Source organism: Bradyrhizobium sp. UFLA05-112 (assembly GCF_053572325.1).
This window is the reverse complement of the sequence record NZ_JBANBK010000045.1, coordinates 16,516-36,530: the sequence shown is the minus strand read 5'-3', so window position 1 is coordinate 36,530 and position 20,015 is coordinate 16,516. Positions and strand designations below refer to the sequence as shown.

General features: G+C 64.5%; 22 protein-coding genes. 13 read left to right on the top strand and 9 right to left on the bottom strand.

The window, feature by feature from the left end; all coding sequences use genetic code 11:
• Positions 1-3 precede the first annotated feature (3 nt).
• The 5 genes from SO180_RS24585 to SO180_RS24565 all read left to right on the top strand — a co-directional run bounded on the left by SO180_RS24585 (position 4) and on the right by SO180_RS24565 (position 4,419).
• Positions 4-873, top strand: coding sequence for a metal ABC transporter substrate-binding protein (locus SO180_RS24585; protein ID WP_449381421.1), 870 nt, complete (start codon positions 4-6; stop codon positions 871-873).
• A 153-nt stretch (positions 874-1,026) separates the two neighbouring features.
• Positions 1,027-2,091 carry a CobW family GTP-binding protein gene (locus tag SO180_RS24580; RefSeq protein WP_449381420.1) on the top strand — a complete coding sequence of 355 codons (1,065 nt, stop codon included), beginning with the start codon at positions 1,027-1,029 and terminating at the stop codon, positions 2,089-2,091.
• The gene (locus SO180_RS24575; protein WP_449381419.1) at positions 2,091-3,110 is read left to right on the top strand and encodes a WD40 repeat domain-containing protein; all 1,020 of its coding nucleotides are present in this window, start codon (positions 2,091-2,093) and stop codon (positions 3,108-3,110) included. Before SO180_RS24580 ends, SO180_RS24575 begins: the two co-directional genes overlap by 1 nt.
• Before the next feature lie 146 nt (positions 3,111-3,256).
• Positions 3,257-3,973: an MgtC/SapB family protein gene (locus tag SO180_RS24570; RefSeq protein ID WP_449381418.1), complete on the top strand. Its 717-nt coding sequence runs from the start codon at positions 3,257-3,259 to the stop codon at positions 3,971-3,973.
• A 98-nt stretch (positions 3,974-4,071) separates the two neighbouring features.
• Positions 4,072-4,419, top strand: coding sequence for a hypothetical protein (locus tag SO180_RS24565; RefSeq protein WP_449381417.1), 348 nt, complete (start codon positions 4,072-4,074; stop codon positions 4,417-4,419).
• A gap of 273 nt (positions 4,420-4,692) precedes the next feature.
• Here SO180_RS24565 and SO180_RS24560 read toward each other — a convergent pair whose 3' ends face one another.
• The 6 genes from SO180_RS24560 to SO180_RS24535 all read right to left on the bottom strand — a co-directional run bounded on the left by SO180_RS24560 (position 4,693) and on the right by SO180_RS24535 (position 9,619).
• Complete coding sequence (locus SO180_RS24560; RefSeq protein ID WP_449381416.1) at positions 4,693-6,135, bottom strand: homospermidine synthase; 1,443 nt, start codon at positions 6,133-6,135, stop codon at positions 4,693-4,695.
• 48 nt (positions 6,136-6,183) lie between these two features.
• Positions 6,184-6,573: a RidA family protein gene (locus SO180_RS24555; RefSeq protein WP_449381415.1), complete on the bottom strand. Its 390-nt coding sequence runs from the start codon at positions 6,571-6,573 to the stop codon at positions 6,184-6,186.
• An 88-nt stretch (positions 6,574-6,661) separates the two neighbouring features.
• Positions 6,662-6,832, bottom strand: a complete 171-nt coding sequence (locus tag SO180_RS24550; protein WP_449381414.1) for a hypothetical protein — start codon at positions 6,830-6,832, stop codon at positions 6,662-6,664.
• A 15-nt stretch (positions 6,833-6,847) separates the two neighbouring features.
• Positions 6,848-7,432: a GNAT family N-acetyltransferase gene (locus SO180_RS24545; RefSeq protein ID WP_449381413.1), complete on the bottom strand. Its 585-nt coding sequence runs from the start codon at positions 7,430-7,432 to the stop codon at positions 6,848-6,850.
• Positions 7,433-7,561: 129 nt separating this feature from the next.
• Positions 7,562-8,704 carry a type III PLP-dependent enzyme gene (locus tag SO180_RS24540; protein WP_449381412.1) on the bottom strand — a complete coding sequence of 381 codons (1,143 nt, stop codon included), beginning with the start codon at positions 8,702-8,704 and terminating at the stop codon, positions 7,562-7,564.
• Positions 8,705-9,364: 660 nt separating this feature from the next.
• Positions 9,365-9,619 carry a hypothetical protein gene (locus SO180_RS24535; protein WP_449381411.1) on the bottom strand — a complete coding sequence of 85 codons (255 nt, stop codon included), beginning with the start codon at positions 9,617-9,619 and terminating at the stop codon, positions 9,365-9,367.
• Positions 9,620-9,754: 135 nt separating this feature from the next.
• On the opposite strand from SO180_RS24535, the gene SO180_RS24530 reads away from it, so the two are divergent.
• The 3 genes from SO180_RS24530 to SO180_RS24520 are packed head-to-tail and all read left to right on the top strand — an operon-like array spanning position 9,755 to position 13,589.
• A complete protein-coding gene (locus SO180_RS24530; RefSeq protein ID WP_449381410.1) occupies positions 9,755-11,845 on the top strand; it encodes a M3 family metallopeptidase in 2,091 nt (696 codons plus the stop codon).
• Entirely contained in the window at positions 11,845-12,483 is a 639-nt protein-coding gene (locus SO180_RS24525) for a DUF1007 family protein (RefSeq protein ID WP_449381409.1), read from the top strand. Before SO180_RS24530 ends, SO180_RS24525 begins: the two co-directional genes overlap by 1 nt.
• Positions 12,474-13,589 carry a nickel/cobalt transporter gene (locus SO180_RS24520; protein ID WP_449381408.1) on the top strand — a complete coding sequence of 372 codons (1,116 nt, stop codon included), beginning with the start codon at positions 12,474-12,476 and terminating at the stop codon, positions 13,587-13,589. The genes SO180_RS24525 and SO180_RS24520 overlap by 10 nt, the downstream gene beginning before the upstream one ends.
• A 156-nt stretch (positions 13,590-13,745) precedes the next feature.
• On the opposite strand, the gene SO180_RS24515 is transcribed toward SO180_RS24520, so the two are convergent.
• Positions 13,746-14,144, bottom strand: coding sequence for an MAPEG family protein (locus tag SO180_RS24515; protein WP_449381407.1), 399 nt, complete (start codon positions 14,142-14,144; stop codon positions 13,746-13,748).
• 169 nt (positions 14,145-14,313) lie between these two features.
• On the opposite strand from SO180_RS24515, the gene hemH reads away from it, so the two are divergent.
• From hemH to SO180_RS24490, 5 genes are all read left to right on the top strand, one after another.
• Entirely contained in the window at positions 14,314-15,351 is a 1,038-nt protein-coding gene (gene hemH, locus SO180_RS24510; protein WP_449381406.1) for a ferrochelatase, read from the top strand.
• A gap of 25 nt (positions 15,352-15,376) precedes the next feature.
• Positions 15,377-16,357 (top strand): ABC transporter substrate-binding protein, encoded by a 981-nt coding sequence (locus SO180_RS24505; RefSeq protein WP_449381405.1) that lies wholly within the window; start codon positions 15,377-15,379, stop codon positions 16,355-16,357.
• A 189-nt stretch (positions 16,358-16,546) separates the two neighbouring features.
• The gene (locus SO180_RS24500) at positions 16,547-17,545 is read left to right on the top strand and encodes an SPFH domain-containing protein (protein WP_449381404.1); all 999 of its coding nucleotides are present in this window, start codon (positions 16,547-16,549) and stop codon (positions 17,543-17,545) included.
• A 20-nt stretch (positions 17,546-17,565) separates the two neighbouring features.
• Positions 17,566-18,009, top strand: a complete 444-nt coding sequence (locus tag SO180_RS24495) for an NfeD family protein (RefSeq protein WP_449381403.1) — start codon at positions 17,566-17,568, stop codon at positions 18,007-18,009.
• A 456-nt stretch (positions 18,010-18,465) separates the two neighbouring features.
• Entirely contained in the window at positions 18,466-18,951 is a 486-nt protein-coding gene (locus SO180_RS24490) for a helix-turn-helix transcriptional regulator (protein WP_449381402.1), read from the top strand.
• Between the two features lie 260 nt (positions 18,952-19,211).
• Here SO180_RS24490 and SO180_RS24485 read toward each other — a convergent pair whose 3' ends face one another.
• The gene (locus SO180_RS24485) at positions 19,212-19,547 is read right to left on the bottom strand and encodes a hypothetical protein (protein WP_449381401.1); all 336 of its coding nucleotides are present in this window, start codon (positions 19,545-19,547) and stop codon (positions 19,212-19,214) included.
• Positions 19,548-19,599: 52 nt separating this feature from the next.
• On the bottom strand, positions 19,600-19,974 hold the full coding sequence (locus SO180_RS24480; protein ID WP_449381400.1) for a hypothetical protein: 375 nt from the start codon (positions 19,972-19,974) through the stop codon (positions 19,600-19,602).
• Positions 19,975-20,015: the final 41 nt, after the last annotated feature.

Below are 20,015 nucleotides of genomic sequence, written 5' to 3'. Positions count from 1 at the left end.
GCGATGCGCCGCCTCCTGCTCCTCGCCGTTGCGCTCCTGCTGTTCGCCTCGCCGCTTCAAGCGGCGGAGCGGCTCAACGTGGTCGCGAGCTTCTCCATCCTCGCCGATTTCGTTCGCAACGTCGGCGGCGATCGCATCAACCTCACCACGCTGGTCGGTGCCGACAGCGACGTCCATGTCTACACGCCGGCGCCGGGTGATGCGAAGCGCATCGCGGATGCAAGGCTCGTCATCGTCAACGGGCTTGGCCTGGAGGGCTGGCTGCCGCGGCTCGTACAATCCTCAGGCAGCAAGGCGACCGTGGTGACGGCGAGCGCCGGCATCGCTCCGCTCAAGCTCGGTTCGGAGTCCGATCCGCATGCCTGGCAATCGATCCCCAACGCGAAAGCCTACGTGACCAACATCGCCGCCGCGCTGGCCGCGGCCGCGCCTGAGGATGCGGACGTTTTCCGTAGGCAAGCCAAAGCCTATCTGGAAAAGCTCGAAGCGCTCGACCGCGAGGTGCGCGAGGCAATCGCAAAAATCCCGCCGGAGCGGCGCAAGGTGATCTCCACCCACGATGCCTTCGGCTATTTCGCCGCCGAATACGGCATCCAGTTCATCGCTCCGCTCGGCGTCTCCACCGAAACCGAGCCCAGCGCCCGCGATATCGCAGGGATCATCAGCCAGATCCGAGCCCAAAAAATCCCGGCTGTGTTCCTCGAAAATATCAGCGACGACCGGCTGATCCGGCGGATCGCGGCGGAGACCGGCTCAAAGGTCGGCGGGACCCTGATTTCGGACGGTTTGACGGGCGAAAAGGGGCCTGCCCCCACTTACATTGACATGGTCAGGCACAATATAAAGGCCCTGACCAGCGCGCTTGACCATTAGGGCACGATCCGGAAAAGTGTGCAGCGGTTTTCCGAAAAGATCGTGCTCAAGCAAGGGCTAAAGCGCGATGACGATTCAACTTAGATTCATCGCGCTTTAGGGCAGGGGCCACCCCGCCTCGCGTCGCGCGACAAGCCCGACCCCGGAGTTGTTATGTCTGAAGCGACCGCCCCCAAGATTCTTGAAAAGATTCCCGTGACCGTGCTGACCGGCTATCTCGGGGCCGGCAAGACCACGCTTTTGAATCGCATCCTGTCGGAAAATCACGGCAAGAAGTACGCCGTCATCGTCAACGAATTCGGCGAGATCGGCATCGACAACGACCTCATCATCGGCGCCGATGAGGAAGTGTTCGAGATGAACAATGGCTGCATCTGCTGCACCGTGCGCGGCGATCTCGTGCGCATCATGGACGGGCTGATGAAGCGCAAGGGCAAGTTCGACGCCATCATCGTCGAGACGACGGGTCTTGCCGATCCGGCGCCCGTCGCCCAGACCTTCTTCGTCGACGAGGACGTGCAGAAGAACGCGCGGCTCGATGCGGTCGTGACGGTTGCGGATGCCAAATGGCTCTCCGACCGTCTGAAGGACGCGCCCGAGGCCAAGAACCAGATCGCGTTTGCCGACGTGATCGTGCTGAACAAGACCGACCTCGTCTCCAAGGGAGAGCTCGCCGAGGTCGAGGCCCGCATCCGCGGCATCAACCCCTATGCGAAGCTGCACCGCACCGAGCGCTGCTCGGTGGCGTTGGCTGACGTGCTCGACCGCGGCGCCTTCGACCTCGACCGCATCCTCGACATCGAGCCGGACTTTCTGGAGGCCGATGATCATGACCACGACCATGATCATCACCACCATCACGGACATGACCATCACCACCACCATGATCACGGCCACGGCCTGAAGCACTATCACGACGAGGAGATGCAGTCGCTCTCGCTCAAGACCGACAAGCCGCTCGATCCCAACGTGTTCATGCCCTGGCTCCAGAACCTCGTGCAGGTGGAGGGCCAGAAGATCCTGCGCTCCAAGGGCATCCTCGCCTTCCACAATGATGACGACCGCTATGTCTTCCAGGGCGTGCACATGATGCTCGAGGGCAATCACCAGCGGAAGTGGAAGGAGGGCGAGCCGCGCGAGAGCCGTCTCGTCTTCATCGGTCGCGAATTGCCGGAACAGGCCATTCGCGAAGGCTTCGAGAGCTGCATCGTCTCGTGATGAAAGAGTTTACGCCGGCTCCCGATTCACCCTCGATCGTCTCCGTCACCGACCGCGTCAAGCCGGTCGCGCTGGGGATGGCCGTGACGTCTGTGCATTTCCTGGCCGACTGCGCCGCCTTCGTCGGCGGCGAGGAGAATGTTGCGCTGGTGGATAGCCAGGGCGAGATCAGCACCGTCGCCGTCCATAGTGGCGGCATTCTTTCGACCGCGAGCGACGGCAAGCGCCTCGTGATGGGCGGCGACGACGGCAAGGTCACAGCGCTCGACGCCAAGGGCGACGTGACGTTGCTCGCGACCGATCCCAAGCGGCGCTGGATCGATGCGGTGGCGCTGCATGCCGACGGCGCCTTCGCCTGGTCGGCCGGCAAGTTTGCCTTCGTCAAGAGCGGCAAGAACGAAGAGAAGTCGATCGAGGTGCCCTCGACCGTCGGCGGGCTCGCCTTTGCGCCGAAGGGTCTGCGGCTTGCGATCGCGCATTACAACGGCGCGACGCTGTGGTTTCCCAACATGGCGGGGAGTGCCGAATTCCTGCCCTGGGCCGGCTCGCATCTCGCCGTCACCTTCAGCCCGGACAACAAATTCCTGGTCACCGCGATGCACGAGCCGGCGCTGCATGGCTGGCGGCTCGCCGATAACAGGCACATGCGCATGACCGGCTATCCCGGCCGCGTCCGCTCGATGTCCTGGAGCGCGGGCGGCAAGGCGCTGGCGACCTCGGGCGCCGACACCGTGATCCTGTGGCCGTTCGCAAGCAAGGACGGTCCGATGGGCAAGGAGCCCGCGATGCTCGCGCCCTTGCAGGCGCGCGCGTCGGTGGTCGCCTGCCATCCGAAGAACGACATCTTCGCTGCCGGCTATAGCGATGGCACCGTGTTGATGGTGCGTCTGGAGGACGGCGCGGAGATCCTGGTCCGCCGCAACGGCACACCGGCCGTGGCCGCGCTCGCCTGGAACGCCAAGGGGACGCTCTTGGCATTCGCCGACGAAAATGGGGACGGCGGCGTTCTGGAGCTTTAATTCTTCATCGTTCCGGCCGTAGTGTGGGCAAAGGTGCCCTTGCGCCGTGCCCACCATCGCTCCGCGAGACAAAAGTGGTGGGCACGTCGCGCGAACAGCGCGCCTTTGCCCACCCTACCGCATCTCTCAAACGGCGGCGCGAACCCATGCGGTTTCTGACGACCTTCCAGCTTGCAGACTTCCTCGATACGCTGGTCAGCCTTTTCACGGCCTTCGTGCTGGGAACGCTGATCGGCGCCGAGCGGCAATATCGCCAGCGCACCGCGGGCCTGCGCACCAATGTGCTGGTCGCTGTCGGCGCCGCCGCCTTCGTCGATCTCGCCATGCATCTGACAGGGGCCGACGGCGCGGTCCGCGTGATCTCCTACGTCGTCTCCGGCATCGGCTTCCTTGGCGCCGGCGTCATCATGAAGCAGGGCATGGACGTGCGCGGGTTGAACACTGCGGCGACGCTCTGGGCCTCGGCCGCCGTCGGCTCCTGCGCCGGCGCCGACCTGGTCGCGCAGGCTGTCGCACTCACGGTGTTCATCATCGCGGGCAACACGCTGCTGCGTCCCCTGGTGAACGCAATCAACCGCATCCCGCTGAACGAGAAGGCGCTGGAGGCGACCTACTACTTCAAGGTCGCGGTCACGACGGAAGCCTTGCCCGACATGCGCGACCGCCTCGTCGACAAGCTCGAGAGCGCGAAATATCCCGTGGCGGATGTCGAGGTTGTCGAGATCGGCGACGACATCCTGGAGATCGTTGCGAAGCTGGTCGCGACCGCGGTCGATCCGAACGAACTGAACGCCGTGGCCGTCGACATGCAGCGCCACTCCGGCGTGCGCCACGCCACCTGGGAAGTCAGCACGACGGACTGAACGCAGCGTTTCGGCGGGGTTCCCTGCGGCGACATCCCCGCGGAACTGCGGTCCGGCCATTTCGTTGATACTGCGGACGAATTCGCGGGGTAGCTGAGATGGCCGGTAAGCAAGACAAGCTCAGATTTCACCGGGATCTGCTGATCGCCTGTGTCCTGTTCGGGGCGGGCGTCCTGATCTCCGGCCTGTCGCTGGCGCAGATCCGGGCCGAGAGCCGGCAACACATGGCTCAAGCCACGCAGCCGCTGCAAGGCACGCCGACGCCGGATGATCAGAGCAAGACGCCCGCGGAGTCAAAGCCAGGCGGCGACCGCCCCACCACCCCAGCACCCGAGCCCGCGCGGCCCGATCCGCAGACTCAAGGTGCGGCGAAGCCGGTGCTGCCACAAGCGCCCGCCGAGAAGATCGCCCCGCCGATCAAGGAGCCGTCGATCAAGGAGAAGTAGCCCCCAACCGTCATTCCGGGGCGCGACGAAGTCGCGAGCCCGGAATCCATCTATCCGCTAACTCTGCGGCAGGATGGATTCCGGGCTCGACGCTGTCGCGTCGCCCCGGAATGAGGGTGGAGATCGTGGCGTCATCCCGGCTGATTTGCCCGACGCGCCAGTGGTTTCGCAGAACCCGCAACGCCCCACGCCAGCCGTCGCCGGCTACTGTGCATGGGGTTGTTTTCGACATTTTGATGCCCCGCCTTGGCAGGGCATAACGCAGGCGTGTCGTCAGCGCACCAAAATATTCCGGAACTGCCAGGGATCGCTGGTATCGATATCCTCCGGAAACAGTCCCGGACGATCCGTCAGCGGCGTCCAGTCGGTGTAGAAACCCTTCACCGGGCCGAGATACGGCATCTGGATTTCCAGCAGACGATCGAAATCCATCTCGTCGGCCTCGACGATGCCTTCGTTCGGGTTTTCCAGCGCCCACACCATGCCGCCGAGCACGGCGGAGGTCACCTGCAGGCCGGTGGCGTTCTGATAGGGCGCGAGTTTGCGGGTCTCCTCGATGGAGAGCTGCGAGCCATACCAGTAGGCATTGTTGTCGTGGCCGAACAGCAGCACGCCGAGCTCGTCGATACCATCGACGATTTCGTTCTCATCGAGAATGTGGTGCTTTTCCTGCATCTTCGCGGCGCGGCCGAACATTTCATGCAGCGACAGCACGGCATCGTCAGCCGGATGATAGGCATAGTGGCAGGTCGGTCGATAGATCGCCGTGCCCGATGCGTCGCGCACCGTGAAGTAATCGGAGATCGAGATCGACTCGTTGTGCGTGACGAGGAAGCCATACTGCGCGCCGCGGGTCGGGCACCAGGTGCGCACGCGCGTGTTGGCGCCGGGCTGCATCAGATAGATGGCAGCGCCGCAGCCAGCTTCGTGGGTCCGCGCATTCTCGGGCATCCATTTCTCATGGGTGCCCCAACCGAGCTCGGACGGCTGCACGCCTTCCGACAGGAAACCTTCCACCGACCAGGTGTTGACGAAGACATCAGGCTCTTTCGGCTTCTTGGAGCGCTGGGTGTCGCGTTCGGCGATGTGGATGCCCTTGACACCGGCCTGCCGCATCAAGTCCGCCCATTCGGCCTTGGTCTTCGGCTTGGGGGCATTGAGCTTCAGGTCGGCGGCGACATTGAGAAGTGCCTGCTTGACGAAAAAGGAGACCATGCCGGGATTGGCGCCGCAGCAGGAGACGGCCGTCGTCGAGCCCTTGGGCCGCGCCTTCTTGGCGGCCAGCGTCACCTCGCGAAGGGCGTAGTTGGAGCGCGCTTCCGGGCCCTTCGACGCATCGAAATAGAAGCCGAGCCAGGGCTCGTTGACGGTGTCGATGTAGAGAGCGCCGAGCTCGTTGCAGAGCTCCATGATGTCGGTCGAGCCGGTGTCGACCGAGAGATTGACGCAAAAACCCTGGCCACCGCCTTCGGTGAGCAGCGGGGTCAGCAACTCGCGATAATTGTCCCTGGTTACGGCCTTCTGGATGAAGCGCACATTCTGCTTCTCGCAATGTGCCTTGCGGCCCTCGTCCTTGGGATCGATCACGGTGACGCGCGACTTGTCGTAGTCGAGATGCCGCTCGATCATCGGCAACGTGCCTTTGCCGATGGAGCCGAAGCCGACCATGACGATGGGACCGGTGATCTTCGCGTAGATCTGCGAGGGAGGGCTCATGGGATGGTTTCTCCGGAACGTGCTGGCAGACAAAGGGTGAGGGGTGGATCAGGCGCTGCGGCGCTTGGCGGTGACTTCGATCTCGACCTTCATCTCGGGCTTATAGAGCGCTGAGACGACGAGAAGCGTTGCGGCCGGGCGGATGTCGCCGAGGACTTCGCCGCAGACGGCGAAATGCGCGTCGGCCTCGCTGCCGTCGGTGAGGTAGTAGGTCACGCGGACGATGTCGGCCATGTCGAATCCGCCCTCCTTCAGGGCGGCCTCGATGGTCTTGAAGCAGTTACGTGACTGGCTCGTGACATCGGCCGGCATCGTCATCGTCGCATAGTCGTAGCCGGTGGTTCCGGAGACGAAGGCGAAGTCGCCGTCGATCACGGCGCGGCTGTAGCCGGCGGTCTTCTCGAAGGGAGAGCCGGTGGAAATCAGGCGACGGGACATCTGTTCGACCTCGACTGAAGGGGTGTTTCGCGGGGTTAAAGGGCCTTTCGGGGCCCTGCGCAACCCCCGAAACGGCAGTGAAAGGAGCTCAGCGGGAGTGCTGTGTCGTACCTTGCGACGGCGGCGGCGAGCCGCTCCACCGTCGCACCAGGATGTCCCTGACGATCATGACCGCGATCAGGACGAACAGCACCGATGTGATCAGGCTGCGCAGGCGCGGACGGGCATCACCGCTGGATGCGGCCGGGGTCTTCGCCATGATGGACGTCGCCCTTTAGGCCGCGTGCGCGTGCGGGCGCGCCGCCCGCCGTTTGGGCAGCGCAGCGCCGGTCGGGATGATCATGCCGCAGGCGTCATCCAGGCTACCGGCCTCGAATTCGAGGCCGAGCAGCCGTTCGCGCTCGAACGGCCCCGGCAGTGAAAGCGCGCCGGTCTTCTCCGCCGAGAAGCCGAAGCGGGCGTAGTAGGGGGCGTCGCCGAGCAGGATCACGGCGGCATGCCCGCGCGCCCGGGCGGCGGCCAGCGCTTGATGCATCAGCGCGGCGCCGATCCCGAACTCGCGGCAGGCAGGATCGACCGCGAGCGGTCCGAGGACCAGAGCAGCCCTGCCTCCGGCGCTGACGTGCCACAGCCGCACGGTTCCCACGAGCTTCCCCTCGCGCAACGCCGACAGGGCAAGGCCTGCGGCGGGTGCACGTCCGTCGCGCAGGCGCTGGCAGGTGCGGCCATGGCGGTTCTCGCCAAAGCAGGCATCGAGCAGCGCTTCACGCATCGCAACGTCGGCAGCACGCTCCGCACGGATCGCGAACGGAGCGGCTTTCGAGGTGAGGGCGACCTGTGGCTTCCGAAGAGCAGTCATGACACGTCAGTCCTCGCTTGAACTTGCGGACAAGCGTCCGCGCGCACAAGCGTCGTCAGAAATCGAAAATGTCAGGGAGGAGCCGGCATCGCCGGCTCCCGGTTCATCAAGCCTCGACGTCGAGGCGGATCAGATGTGATACGTCTTCAGCGGCGGGATGCCGTTGAACGCCACCGACGAGTAGGTCGACGTATAGGCCCCGGTCCCTTCGATCAGCACCTTGTCGCCGATCTCGAGCGTCACCGGGAGCGGATACGGGCTCTTCTCGTACAGGACGTCGGCGGAATCGCAGGTGGGCCCAGCGAGCACGCACGGCGTCATGTCCGCGCCGTCATGCGGGGTGCGGATCGCGTAGCGAATCGACTCGTCCATGGTCTCGGCGAGACCGCCGAACTTGCCGATGTCGAGATACACCCAGCGCACCTCGTCCTCGTCGCTCTTCTTCGAGATGAGCACGACCTCGGACTCGATCACCCCGGCGTTGCCCACCATGCCGCGGCCCGGCTCGATGATGGTCTCGGGGATCTGGTTGCCGAAGTGCTTGCGCAGCGCACGGAAGATCGACCGGCCGTAGGTGACCACCGGCGGCACGTCCTTCAGGTACTTGGTCGGGAAGCCCCCGCCCATGTTGACCATCGAGAGGTTGATGCCGCGTTCGGCGCAGTCGCGGAACACCTGCGAGGCCATCGCCAGCGCACGATCCCACGCTTTCACCTTGCGCTGCTGCGAGCCGACATGGAAGGAGATGCCGCACGGCTCCAGGCCCAGACGCTTGGCGAGGTCGAGCACCTCGACCGCCATCTCCGGGTCGCAGCCGAACTTGCGCGACAGCGGCCACTCGGCGCCGGCGCAGTCGTAGAGGATGCGGCAGAACACCTTCGCAGCCGGCGCGGCACGGGCGACCTTCTCCACCTCGGCGGCGCAATCCACCGCGAACAGCCGAATGCCGAGCGCGAAGGCGCGCGCGATGTCGCGCTCCTTCTTGATCGTGTTGCCGAAGGAGATGCGGTCAGGTGTCGCACCGGCGGCCAGCGCCATCTCGATCTCGGCGACGGTTGCGGTGTCGAAGCAGGAGCCCATGGAGGCGAGCAGCGCCAGCACTTCCGGCGCCGGGTTCGCCTTGACGGCATAGAACACGCGGCTGTCGGGCAGCGCCTTGGCAAAGCTCTGGTAATTGTCGCGCACGACCTCGAGGTCGACGACGAGGCACGGCTCGGTATCGAGACCTTCAGTGCGGCGGTTGCGCAGAAATTCCCTGATGCGATCGGTCATAGCACCCTCCAAACGGCCCCAGCGACGGAGCCCGTTCAAAATGTTCTCGGACAGGGGTGCTTTGGCGCTGCCGCACGATGGAGACGCGACAGGGCCGAGAACCCGAGACCGAATTGTGCTGCCGTGGATTGGTTGGGAATTTTCCCGCCCGCTCACCTGGCAATGAAGGACAAGCCTTTTCAGTAGCCCGCGCCGGCGTTGGAATGCCGGTAGAGACCAAAAAAGCCCGATCCGTCGTTGCTTTAAGTCGCGTCCCCCGTTGAGAACGAGGTGCGCCGGTTCGCCTCCGGCTGCCAGTCACGGTTGCAAAGAGCAAAGTCACCTTCGACTAGGCATCTCTTTGAGAGAGATGCTGGACACTCCGGGCTTGCTTCAGTCTTCCGACTTCGGCACTTCCGAAGAGCCCCTCGGCTTCTTCACCCCTTGGCGGCTGTCCGGCCTCTTGTCCGGATACCTACCGACTGACACACGACCACAGGCACGTGCGAAATTGGGCAAGACCGCACATAAGCGTTTTGACTCTGCTTCGCAAGAATTTTTTTATGCTGAGAGCAGAATTGCCTAACGGCTGCTTGCGCTGTGGTGCGCGAGCGACGCTGAAGATGAACGGCTGTTAAGTTTGCGCGAGCTTGCGCGCGCCTCTTGCTCGCGCGCGGCGCCTCACGCGCGCTTCGTGAACGGCTCGACGCGCTGAGCAGCGCGGATGAACGCGGTCATGACGAAGACGCCGAGCGCGAACAGCACGGCCTGCACGATGTGCGCGCCGGTGTCGTCGAGCCCGAACAGAATCGCGAGCGCCCAGCCGCCGGCAAACGCCGCGCCGAACACCTCGGCGCCGATCAGGATGGCGGCGCTGATGACGGTGATGACGCTCGGCCAGACGATCTGGCGGGAGGAGGAGGCGGGTGCGTTCATGAGCTCTCGGTCCGTGGTCTTAGGGGCCGCAATCTCCCCGAAAAGGGGCCCGGGAGCAAGGCCAAATGGCGCAAAAAAGCCCCATCGCGTGCTATAGCTGGCTGCAACAAACCAGCGCAAAAAACGGGACAGGTCATGTCAGAACCCCGCGAAAATACCGGCGACGCGCCGGCCGAGACGAACCCGCTCCTGAAGGCCTGGGTGACGCCGTTCGCAACCCCGCCGTTCGACGAGATCAGCCCGGAGCACTTCCTGCCCGCCTTCGAGCAGGCCTTCGCCGACCACTCCGCGGAGATTGCGGCGATCGTCCATGATCCGGCGACGCCGGACTTCGCCAACACCATCACGGCGCTGGAGCGCTCCGGCAAGCTGCTCACCAAGGTCTCGGCCGTGTTCTACGACCTCGTCTCCGCGCACTCCAATCCGGCGATCCTGGAGATCGACAAGGACGTTTCTTTGCGGATGGCGCGGCACTGGAATCCGATCATGATGAACGCGGTGCTGTTTGGCCGCATCGCCCAGCTCCACGAGATCCGTGCCACGCTGAAGCTCAATCCGGAGCAGCTCCGCCTGCTCGAGCGCACCTACACCCGCTTCCACCGCGCCGGCGCCGGGCTCACCGAGGAGGCCAAGGCGCGGATGGCCGAGATCAACGAGAAGCTCGCCCAGCTCGGCACCACCTTCAGCCATCATCTGCTCGGTGACGAGCAGGAGTGGTTCATGGAGCTCGGCGAGGACGACCTCGAGGGACTGCCGGGGAGCTTCGTCGCGGCCGCCAAGGCTGCGGCAGAAGATCGCGGGCTGGCCGGCAAGGCCATCATCACGCTGTCGCGCTCTTCGGTCGAGCCGTTCCTGAAGGGCTCGGCGCGGCGCGACCTGCGCGAGAAGGTCTACAAGGCCTTCACCGCGCGGGGCGACAATGGCAACGCCAACGACAACAACGAGACCATCGTCGAGATCCTGAAGCTGCGCGAGGAGAGCGCCAATCTCCTGGGCTATCCGACCTTCGCCGCCTACCGGCTCGAGGATTCGATGGCCAAGACGCCGGATGCGGTGCGGGGCCTCCTGGAGCGGGTCTGGAAGCCTGCGCGGGCGCGCGCGCTCGCCGATCGCGACGAAATGCAGGAGCTGATCACGACCGAAGGCGGCAATTTCCAGCTCGCGCCCTGGGACTGGCGCTACTACGCCGAAAAGCTGCGCCTCCAGCGCGCCAATTTCGACGATGCCGCGATCAAGCCGTATCTGACGCTCGACCACATGATCGCGGCGGCCTTCGACTGCGCCACGCGGCTGTTCGGCATCACCTTCGAGGAGCGCAAGGATGTCCCGGCCTGGCACGCGGATGTCCGCGTCTGGGAGGTGAAGGACCGGGACGGCAAGCACAAGGCGCTGTTCTATGGCGACTACTATGCCCGGCCGTCAAAGCGCTCGGGTGCCTGGATGACCTCGCTGCGCGAGCAGCAGAAGCTCGACGGCGAGACCGCGCCGCTCGTCATCAATGTCTGCAACTTCGCCAAGGGCGCCGGCGGCGAGCCCTCGCTGCTGTCGCCCGACGACGCCCGCACGCTGTTCCATGAGTTCGGCCACGGCCTGCACGGCATGCTTTCCAACGTGACCTATCCGTCGCTATCGGGCACCTCGGTGTTCACCGACTTCGTCGAGCTGCCCTCCCAGCTCTATGAGCACTGGCAGGAGCGGCCCGAGGTGCTGCAGCAGTTCGCCCGCCACTATCAGACCGGCGAGCCGCTGCCCGACGACCTGCTCCAGCGCTTCCTCGCGGCACGCAAGTTCAACCAGGGCTTTGCCACCGTCGAGTTCGTCTCCTCGGCGCTGGTCGATCTCGAATTCCACACCCAGCCGGCCGATACCGCGACGGACGTGCGCGCGTTCGAGAAGGCGGAGCTCGAGAAGATTGGCATGCCCGAGGAGATCGCGATGCGGCACCGGCCCACGCAATTCGGCCACATCTTCTCCGGCGACCACTACGCTGCCGGCTATTACAGCTATATGTGGTCGGAGGTGATGGATGCCGACGCCTTCGGCGCCTTCGAGGAAGCCGGCAACATCTTCGATCCCGATGTCGCCAAACGCCTGCACGATGACATCTACTCCACCGGCGGATCGGTCGATCCGGAAGCCGCCTACGAGGCCTTCCGAGGCCGGCCGCCGGAGCCGGATGCGCTCTTGCGCCGCCGCGGCCTGCTCGACGAAGCGAAGGCGGCCTGATGGGCATGCGCGGCCTGTTCGGATGGTTGCTCGCCGCCGGCCTGTCGCTTGCGGCGGGGATGGCGCAGGCCCATCCGCATGTCTGGATCACCGCGACCAGCGAGCTGATCTACGCGCCCGACGGTTCGATCACCGGCGTCCGCCACGCCTGGACCTTCGACGACATGTTCTCGGCCTATGCGACCCAGGGGCTCGAGGGCAAGACCAAGGGCAGCTACACGCGCGAGGAGCTGGCCCCGCTCGCCCAGACCAATGTCGAGTCGCTGAAGGAATATGCCTACTTCACCTTCGCCAAGGCCGACGGAAAGAGGGAGCGCTTCAACGAGCCGGTCGACTATTTCCTCGACTACAAGGACACCGTGCTGACCCTGCACTTCACGCTGCCGCTGAAGACGCCGCTGAAGCCGAAGCAACTCGTGCTTGAGGTGTTCGACCGCTCCTTCTTCATCGACTTCCAGATGGCCAAGGACAACCCGGTCAAGCTGGTCGGCGCACCAGCCGGCTGCCAGATCAAGCTGGAGCGGCCGAATGACGGCACCGCGAGCGCCCAGAAGCTCAACGAGCAGACCTTTGTGGACGGCGAGAACTCGAACTTCGGCATGATGTTCGCCAACAAGATCACCGTGGATTGCCCGTGACTTCTCTCCTTCGCTCTCCGCTTGCCCATTCGCTTGCAACCGGCGCGGCCGTTCTTGTCGCCGTCTTGGCCGTCGATGCGGCGCTTCACGATCTCTTCGCGCAAAACCCCTTCGGCGGCCCGCGCCCCGCGCCCGAGCCGGAGGCCGGCGGCATCATCGGTTGGCTGCTGGCGAAGCAATCGGAATTTTACCGCGAGATGTCGGCGACCATCCGCGCCGCGAAATCCGACGGCTCGGCGGTGTGGACGCTGCTCGCCATCTCGTTTGCCTACGGCATCTTCCATGCCGCCGGCCCCGGCCATGGCAAGGCTGTGATCTCGTCCTACCTCGTCGCCAACCAGGAAACGGCACGGCGTGGCATCGTGTTGTCCTTTGCCTCGGCGCTGATGCAGTCGCTGGTCGCAGTCCTCATCGTCGGCGTCGCGGCCTGGGCGCTGAATGCGACGGCCAGGACCATGTGCAGCGCCGAGAAGGTGATCGAGATCGCCAGCTACGCTCTGATCGCAGCGTTCGGGCTGCGCCTCGTCTGGGTCAAGGGCGGCGCCTTCATCCGCGCGCTCCAGGCCTCCCAGCCGGTGCCTGCGATCGCCGGCGTGCCGCATCATCACGATCACGGCCACCATCACCATCATCATGACGCGCATGATCATGGTCACAGTAATCACCACCATGGCCAAGCCCACACCCACGCCCATGCCCACGACCATGTCCATGACGAGCATTGCGGCCATTCCCACGGCCCGACGCCAGGCGAGCTTGCCGGCCCCGGTGGCTGGCGGCGCGGGCTCGCGGCAATCCTCACCGTCGGCATCCGCCCCTGCTCAGGCGCGATCCTGGTCCTGGTGTTCGCACTCGCCCAGGGCCTGTTCTGGGCCGGCATCGCCGCGACCTTCCTGATGGGGCTCGGCACCGCCATCACGGTTGCTACCATCGCGGTCATCGCCGTCTCCGCCAAGGACATCGCCCGGCGCCTGAGCGCCGGCCGCGACGGCGGCGGCGCACTCTTTATGCGCGGCATCGAATTTGCGGCTGCCGGCCTCGTGCTCCTGTTCGGCACTGGCCTCTTGTTCGGCTACCTCGCCGCCGAACGAACGACGTGTTTTTGATGAGAATTCTCGTGCCCCGGACGCAGCTCAGCGTCTCTTCGACGATGCGCCGCAGAGGGCCCATCTCTCCGCGCAGTGGGCGTGGCTTTCTGGGTCCCGGCTCTGCGGTGCAGCGCCAAGGCGCTGCACCGCGTCCGGGACACGTCAGAGAGAACTTCACACCGGCAGAAATCGCTTCAAGGCGGGCATGAAGAAGATCGCGACGTTGATCGCAAAACCGATGCTCCAGAGGATCGAGCGCAGCGTCGGGCGGTTGCCAAGATAGGTGAAGACGTATGCGATCCGCACGATCAGGAAGAGCGCGGCGAGCTCGTCGACCAGGCGCTGCGGCGAATCGCGGAATTCAGCGAGCAGCACGGCAATCGCGAAGAACGGGAAGGTCTCGATGCCGTTCTGGTGCGCGCCCAGCGCGCGCTGGGAGATGGCATCCTCATAGAAGGCCGGGTCGCGCGGCTTCGAATTGTCGAAGCGACCGAACCTGATCCATTTGATCGAGGCGATCGTCGCAAGATAGAGCAGCAACGCCCCAAACACGCACCATTCCGCGAGCGTCATGGTTCCTTCCCCCTGCGCATGGTCCGGAAAAGTGGGCACCGGTTTTCCGAGGAGACCATGCTCCGCCAAAAGGTCGAGCGCGATGGAAACCCACCGCGCTCGGGTCGAAACCCTAGCGAACTCGGCCCAATCTTGACAAGTTCGGCCCAACGCGCGAACCCGTTGGGCCATGACGCGCGTTCTCCCGATCGACACATCGAAGGCCACCGCGGCTGCGGCCGCCTCGCGTGTCGGCGTGCTGCTCGTCAATCTCGGGACCCCCGACACCGCGGATGCTCCGGGCGTGCGCGTCTACCTCAAGGAATTCCTGAGCGATCCCCGCGTCATCGAGGACCAGGGCCTGGTCTGGCAGTTCGTGCTGAACGGCATCATCCTGCGCAAGCGCCCCCGCACCAAGGCGATCGACTATCAGAAGATCTGGAACACCGAGAAGAACGAGTCGCCGCTCAAGACCATCACGCGCTCGCAGGCCGACAAGCTCGCGGCCGCACTCGCCGACCGCGCGCATGTCGTGGTCGACTGGGCGATGCGCTACGGCAACCCGTCGATCAAGTCCGGCATCGACGCGCTGATCGCGCAGGGTTGCGACCGGATCCTCACCGTGCCGCTCTATCCGCAATATTCGGCTTCGACCTCGGCGACCGTCTGCGACGAGGTGTTTCGCGTGCTCGCCCGCCTGCGCGCACAACCGACGCTGCGGGTGAGCCCGCCTTACTACGAGGACGAATCCTATATCGAGGCGCTCGCGACCTCGATCGAGGCGAGCCTGGCGAGCCTGCCGTTCAAGCCGGAGCTGATCGTCGCCTCCTTCCACGGCATGCCGATATCCTATGTCGAGAAGGGCGATCCCTATCAGGGCCACTGCGTGGCAACCACCGAGGCGCTGCGCCGCCGGCTGAAGCTCGACGCGTCAAAGCTGCTACTCACCTTCCAATCGCGGTTCGGCAATGAGGAATGGCTCCAGCCCTATACGGATGCGACCATGAAGCGCCTGGCGCAGGAAGGCGTGCGCCGCATCGCGGTGGTGACGCCGGGCTTTGCTGCCGACTGCCTGGAGACGCTGGAGGAGATCGCACAGGAGAATGCCGAGATATTCAGGCACAATGGCGGCGAGGCGTTTGCCGCGATCCCCTGCCTCAACGACAGCGAGCCCGGCATGGACGTGATCCGCACCCTGGTGCTGCGCGAGCTGCAAGGCTGGATCTAATGTGCCTGGATCTGAGGGACGCCTCATGAAGCGGCGCGAGGTTCTGGCACTTCTCGGCGGCGCCGCGCTGCTGCCGCTGCCGGCGGCAGCGCAGCCGGCGCCGGTCGCGATGCGCCGGCTCGGCGTGCTCACGGTGACGGCAGCCGATGACGCCATCGCGCAGATGCGCGCGACGATCCTGGTCGATGCGCTCGCGACGCTTGGCTGGAAAGAACAGGACAATTTACGGATCGACTGGCGTAGTGGCGGCGGCGACCGGGCGCTGATCGCCCGGCAGGCGGGCGAGCTGGTTACGCTCAATCCCGATATCCTGCTCGCGGTCGGCACGCCCTGCGTCGAGGAATTGCGCAAGCGTACCTCGACAATGCCGATCGTATTCGCGGTGGTCACCGACCCCGTCGGTCAAGGATTTGTGGAAGCGCTCGCCCATCCCGGCGGCAACATCACCGGCTTTACCGATTATGACGGGCCGATGGCCGGCAAATGGCTGCACATGCTGACGCAGATCGCGCCGCCGGTGCGCCGCGTGGCGGTGATCTACAATCCCGCCACCGCGCCGTTCGCCGGCCTGATGCTGCGCGCAATTGAGGACTCCGCGCGCGCGCTCGGGGTCGTCGTCGAGCCGGCGCCGGTCCATGACGAGGCCTCGATCGCAGCCCTTGCATCCCGCAAGGACGAGGGCCTGCTGGTGCTGCCGGATTTCTTCACCCTGGCAAACCGCGCGCGCCTCCAGGCCGCGATCAGCAAGGCCCGTCTGCCCGCTGTCTATTGGAGCCGCACCTTCGTCGACGAGGGCGGCCTGATGTCCTACAGCACTGACAGCGCCGAGCAGCTCCGCCGCGCCGCTGCCTATATCGACCGCATCCTGAAAGGCGAGAAGCCGGCCGATCTTCCCGTGCAAAATCCCACCAAGTTCGAGCTTACGGTCAACCTGCGCACCGCCGGGGTGCTCGGCGTGGCGATCCCGCCGGCATTGCTCGCAACGGCCGATGAGGTCATCGAATGAGGCGCGCTAGGTTGCCGCCGCCGCGTTTCAAGAGCCTCCCCGCCAATACTTAATGGCCGTCGTTCCGGCTTCGTGCGTCTTGTGAAATGATCGCGAGAGGCCGACGTAAAGTGTGCCGCTGAACCGGTCGGGACGCGAATCCGACCAATGAACGGCGCGGGAAAAGCCTTTTCCCGCCTTGGAGGAGCTATGAGTGGTTTCGATATTTTTGCAATTGCACTGGTGTTTCTCGTCATCGTCACGCTGCTTGCCGGCGTGAAAACGGTGCCGCAGGGTTATGACTGGACCATCGAGCGGTTCGGCAAATACACCCAGACGCTATCGCCGGGACTCAACCTGATCGTGCCCTATTTCGATCGCGTCGGGCGCAAGATGAACATGATGGAGCAGGTGATCGACATTCCCGAGCAGGAGGTGATCACCAAGGACAACGCGACGGTGAGCGTGGACGGCGTCGCCTTCTACCAGGTGTTTGATGCTGCGAAGGCGAGCTACGAGGTCGCCAACCTCAACAACGCAATCACCGTCCTGACCATGACCAACATCCGCTCGGTGATGGGCTCGATGGATCTAGACCAGGTGCTGTCGCATCGCGACGAGATCAACGAGCGCCTGCTCCGCGTCGTCGATGCCGCGGTTTCGCCCTGGGGCGTCAAGGTCAACCGCATCGAGATCAAGGACATCGTGCCGCCGGCCGATCTCGTCGAGGCCATGGGCCGGCAGATGAAGGCCGAGCGCGTCAAGCGCGCCGACATTCTGGCCGCCGAAGGCCAGCGGCAGTCCGAAATCCTGCGCGCCGAGGGCGCCAAGCAGGGCCAGATCCTCCAGGCGGAAGGCCGCCGCGAAGCCGCCTTCCGCGACGCCGAAGCACGCGAGCGTCTGGCGGAGGCCGAGGCCAAGGCAACGCAGATGGTGTCTGAGGCAATTGCCAAGGGCGACGTCGCCTCGTTGAACTATTTCATCGCCGACAAATATATCAAGGCGTTCGGACAGTTTGCGGAGGCGCCAAACCAGAAGATCATCATGCTGCCGATGGAAGCCGTGAGCCTGCTCAGTTCGCTCGCCGGCATCGGCGAAATTGCCAAGGCGACGTTCGGCGAAAGCGCGGCCTCCGCAACCGCCGCCGCCCGTCGCGGCTCGGTGCCGCCGGCCGGTAGCGCGCCGCCGGCCGTGCCGCCGCAACAATGAGGTAACCCAGAGGTCGTGTCATGACCGATATGTTCGTCACCCTCGGCACGTGGAACTGGCTGATCTTCGGCTTCATCCTGATGGCGCTGGAGGTGTTCGCGCCGGGCGTGTTCCTGTTCTGGCTCGGGCTTGCCGCGCTGCTGGTCGGATTGGTGTCCTTCGTCGCTCATCCCGCCTGGCAGGCACAGCTCGTGATGTTCGCGCTGTTCGCCGCCGCCGCAGTCCCGGTATGGCGGCGCCTCGCGCGCGGCAGGATCGACACGAGCGCGAGCCCGCATCTGAACAAGCGCACCGAGGCGCTTCTGGGCCGCGAGTTCACGCTGGAGAAGCCGATCATCGATGGAAGCGGCACCGTGCGCATCGGCGACACCGTCTGGCGCGTCGCCGGCCCCGATACACCAGCCGGCACGCGGGTGAAGGTGGTGCAGGTGGATGGCGCCAACCTGACGGTGGCCGCGGCGTAGCTCTCTTGCCCTCTCCCCTTGCGGGAATGCGTGCCCCTATGTAACCTATTGATAACGCGAGAGAAAACAAAAATGGTGTCTATATAGTGTCCCTTGCGCAGGGTTCCCTCGCCCTCCGATTGCGAGGGATCGTCGCCAGTGCGTCGTCGGGTGGCTCTTGCGCACTATGCCCCGCACGCTTCGACGCACCTGTGACTGTCCCTTGCGACCCTGAAACGATGCCCGCGCCGCGACTGTCTCGACGTTCGCACCTGATCTGTCGCAACGCAATCTCACTTCTGGATCGTTAGGTCGATGACACGTAGCATGCGCGGCGGAAGGCCCCTAGCCCTCGGCTTCGCGATCCTGCGACGTCCTCTCGATGCGGGCGGCCGGGCGCACTTGACGTAGCGCAACTGCCTCGCGCGCAAACTATGATAGGGCTCTCCCGCATCCGAGCATTCGGGCCGGGCGCCCATGAACAGACCGATCCTCGAAACGCAGGTCGAACGTGAGTTTCTGCTCGGGCAGCTTTCGCCCGAAGGTCGCCGCCGTGTTCGGGAGGTTATGCAAAAGCAAGGTCTAACGGCAGAACAGGCCATTCAGATGCTAGGCATCGGGGAGGCTGCTTTAGGCTTCGTTGTCTCGACCACCGAAGACCCGGAGTTTTTGCTTAGCCAGCTATCTTCGCACGACCGCGCGGCGTCCGAGCAAGCCCTTGCTTGCCACCCTGCGCGCGGCATGAGCAAACTGCCGCTAAGTCCGCGCGAGAAGCAGTTCCTGAGGCGCTTGGCGGCTGGCAAGACTGATGCTCAAATTGCCGAACGGCTTGGCGGGACCGCCAAGCAAGTCGCAGAACAGCGCGTCCGCTTGCTCGCCAAGCTGGGTATCAGCGCGCCGGACGAGATCGCCGATGCGGCCGAGCAACTGGCATCCTTTAGAACCTACAGAGGCGTAACGTAGGCGCCGCGCACAGCCTGATCTCGCAAGCGATGCGCGCAGCCTGCCCGGAGAAACATCTCAAGAAATGTTTGCCGTTGGGGTCCTTTGGCGGCCATAGGCGGGGCGGGGTACGCGCGACAGCGGGCTTTCAAGATATTTGCCCGGGCGATTTTCCGAGTTGCGTTGCGGAGGCTTGCCTCCGTTTTATTGGGAAGGGCATCGAAGAGACCGATGTTTGACCATGTCGCCGGTCGAGGTTGCGCGGGAGGCTCCGGTTGTCATCACTCCGCCCCCTTAAAGCGCTCGTACTTCCAGCCGGGACCGGGCACCGTTGAAAACCCTTCGTGAACGCTAGGCGGCAACGGTAGCGGCGCGGGATTTTTATTTTCGTCCCACCCCTGCCGCTCCCGCACCGCGCGGGGATTGGTGCCGAGCGCTCGCGGATTAGTACCCAGCGCGCGTGGGTTGGTGCCAAGGGCTCGTGGATTGGTGCCCATCGCTCGCGGGTTCGTGCCCATCGCCCGACTACCGGCGAACGACGGGGACGAAGCCAACGTCACGACGATCAGCAGGATGCCAGCAGTCGCTGTGGCAGCGGTCGAAAGACGGTTAGTCATTGGTCTCGTTTCTTCAGTTCAATTGACGAGGACCGGGCGGCCCGCTGCTTGGTCAAGTAGCTGGCGGCTTGCCCTGAAATTGAATGTTGCACTTCTTTGCAACAGATGCCTGTTCGATTGCGACCATCTGCCCCTTCATCTGGCCGAGTTCGGCTGCGGTTTGTTTGTCTCCGCCCACAAGAAACGCTGCCGGCCAGAAAATCACGACCGCCGCCGTCGTCGCGATTGCGTCCTTTGTTCGCTGATTGTCCTGTGCTCCCGAGAGCGCAGCGGCGCGCGCCGATACCGATTGAGCTTCCAGTCCTAATTGCTGGCAGTTATAGGACGAATATTGAACCGGCGAGACGTAGCTCGGCGTGATGTCTGCTGCGGATGAGGCGCAGCCAGCCAGCATGGCGGCAAGCACCACCACTCCCAATTTTTGCATATTCCCAGAACCCCTCTGTTGAGCAATCGTCAGCGCTCTCC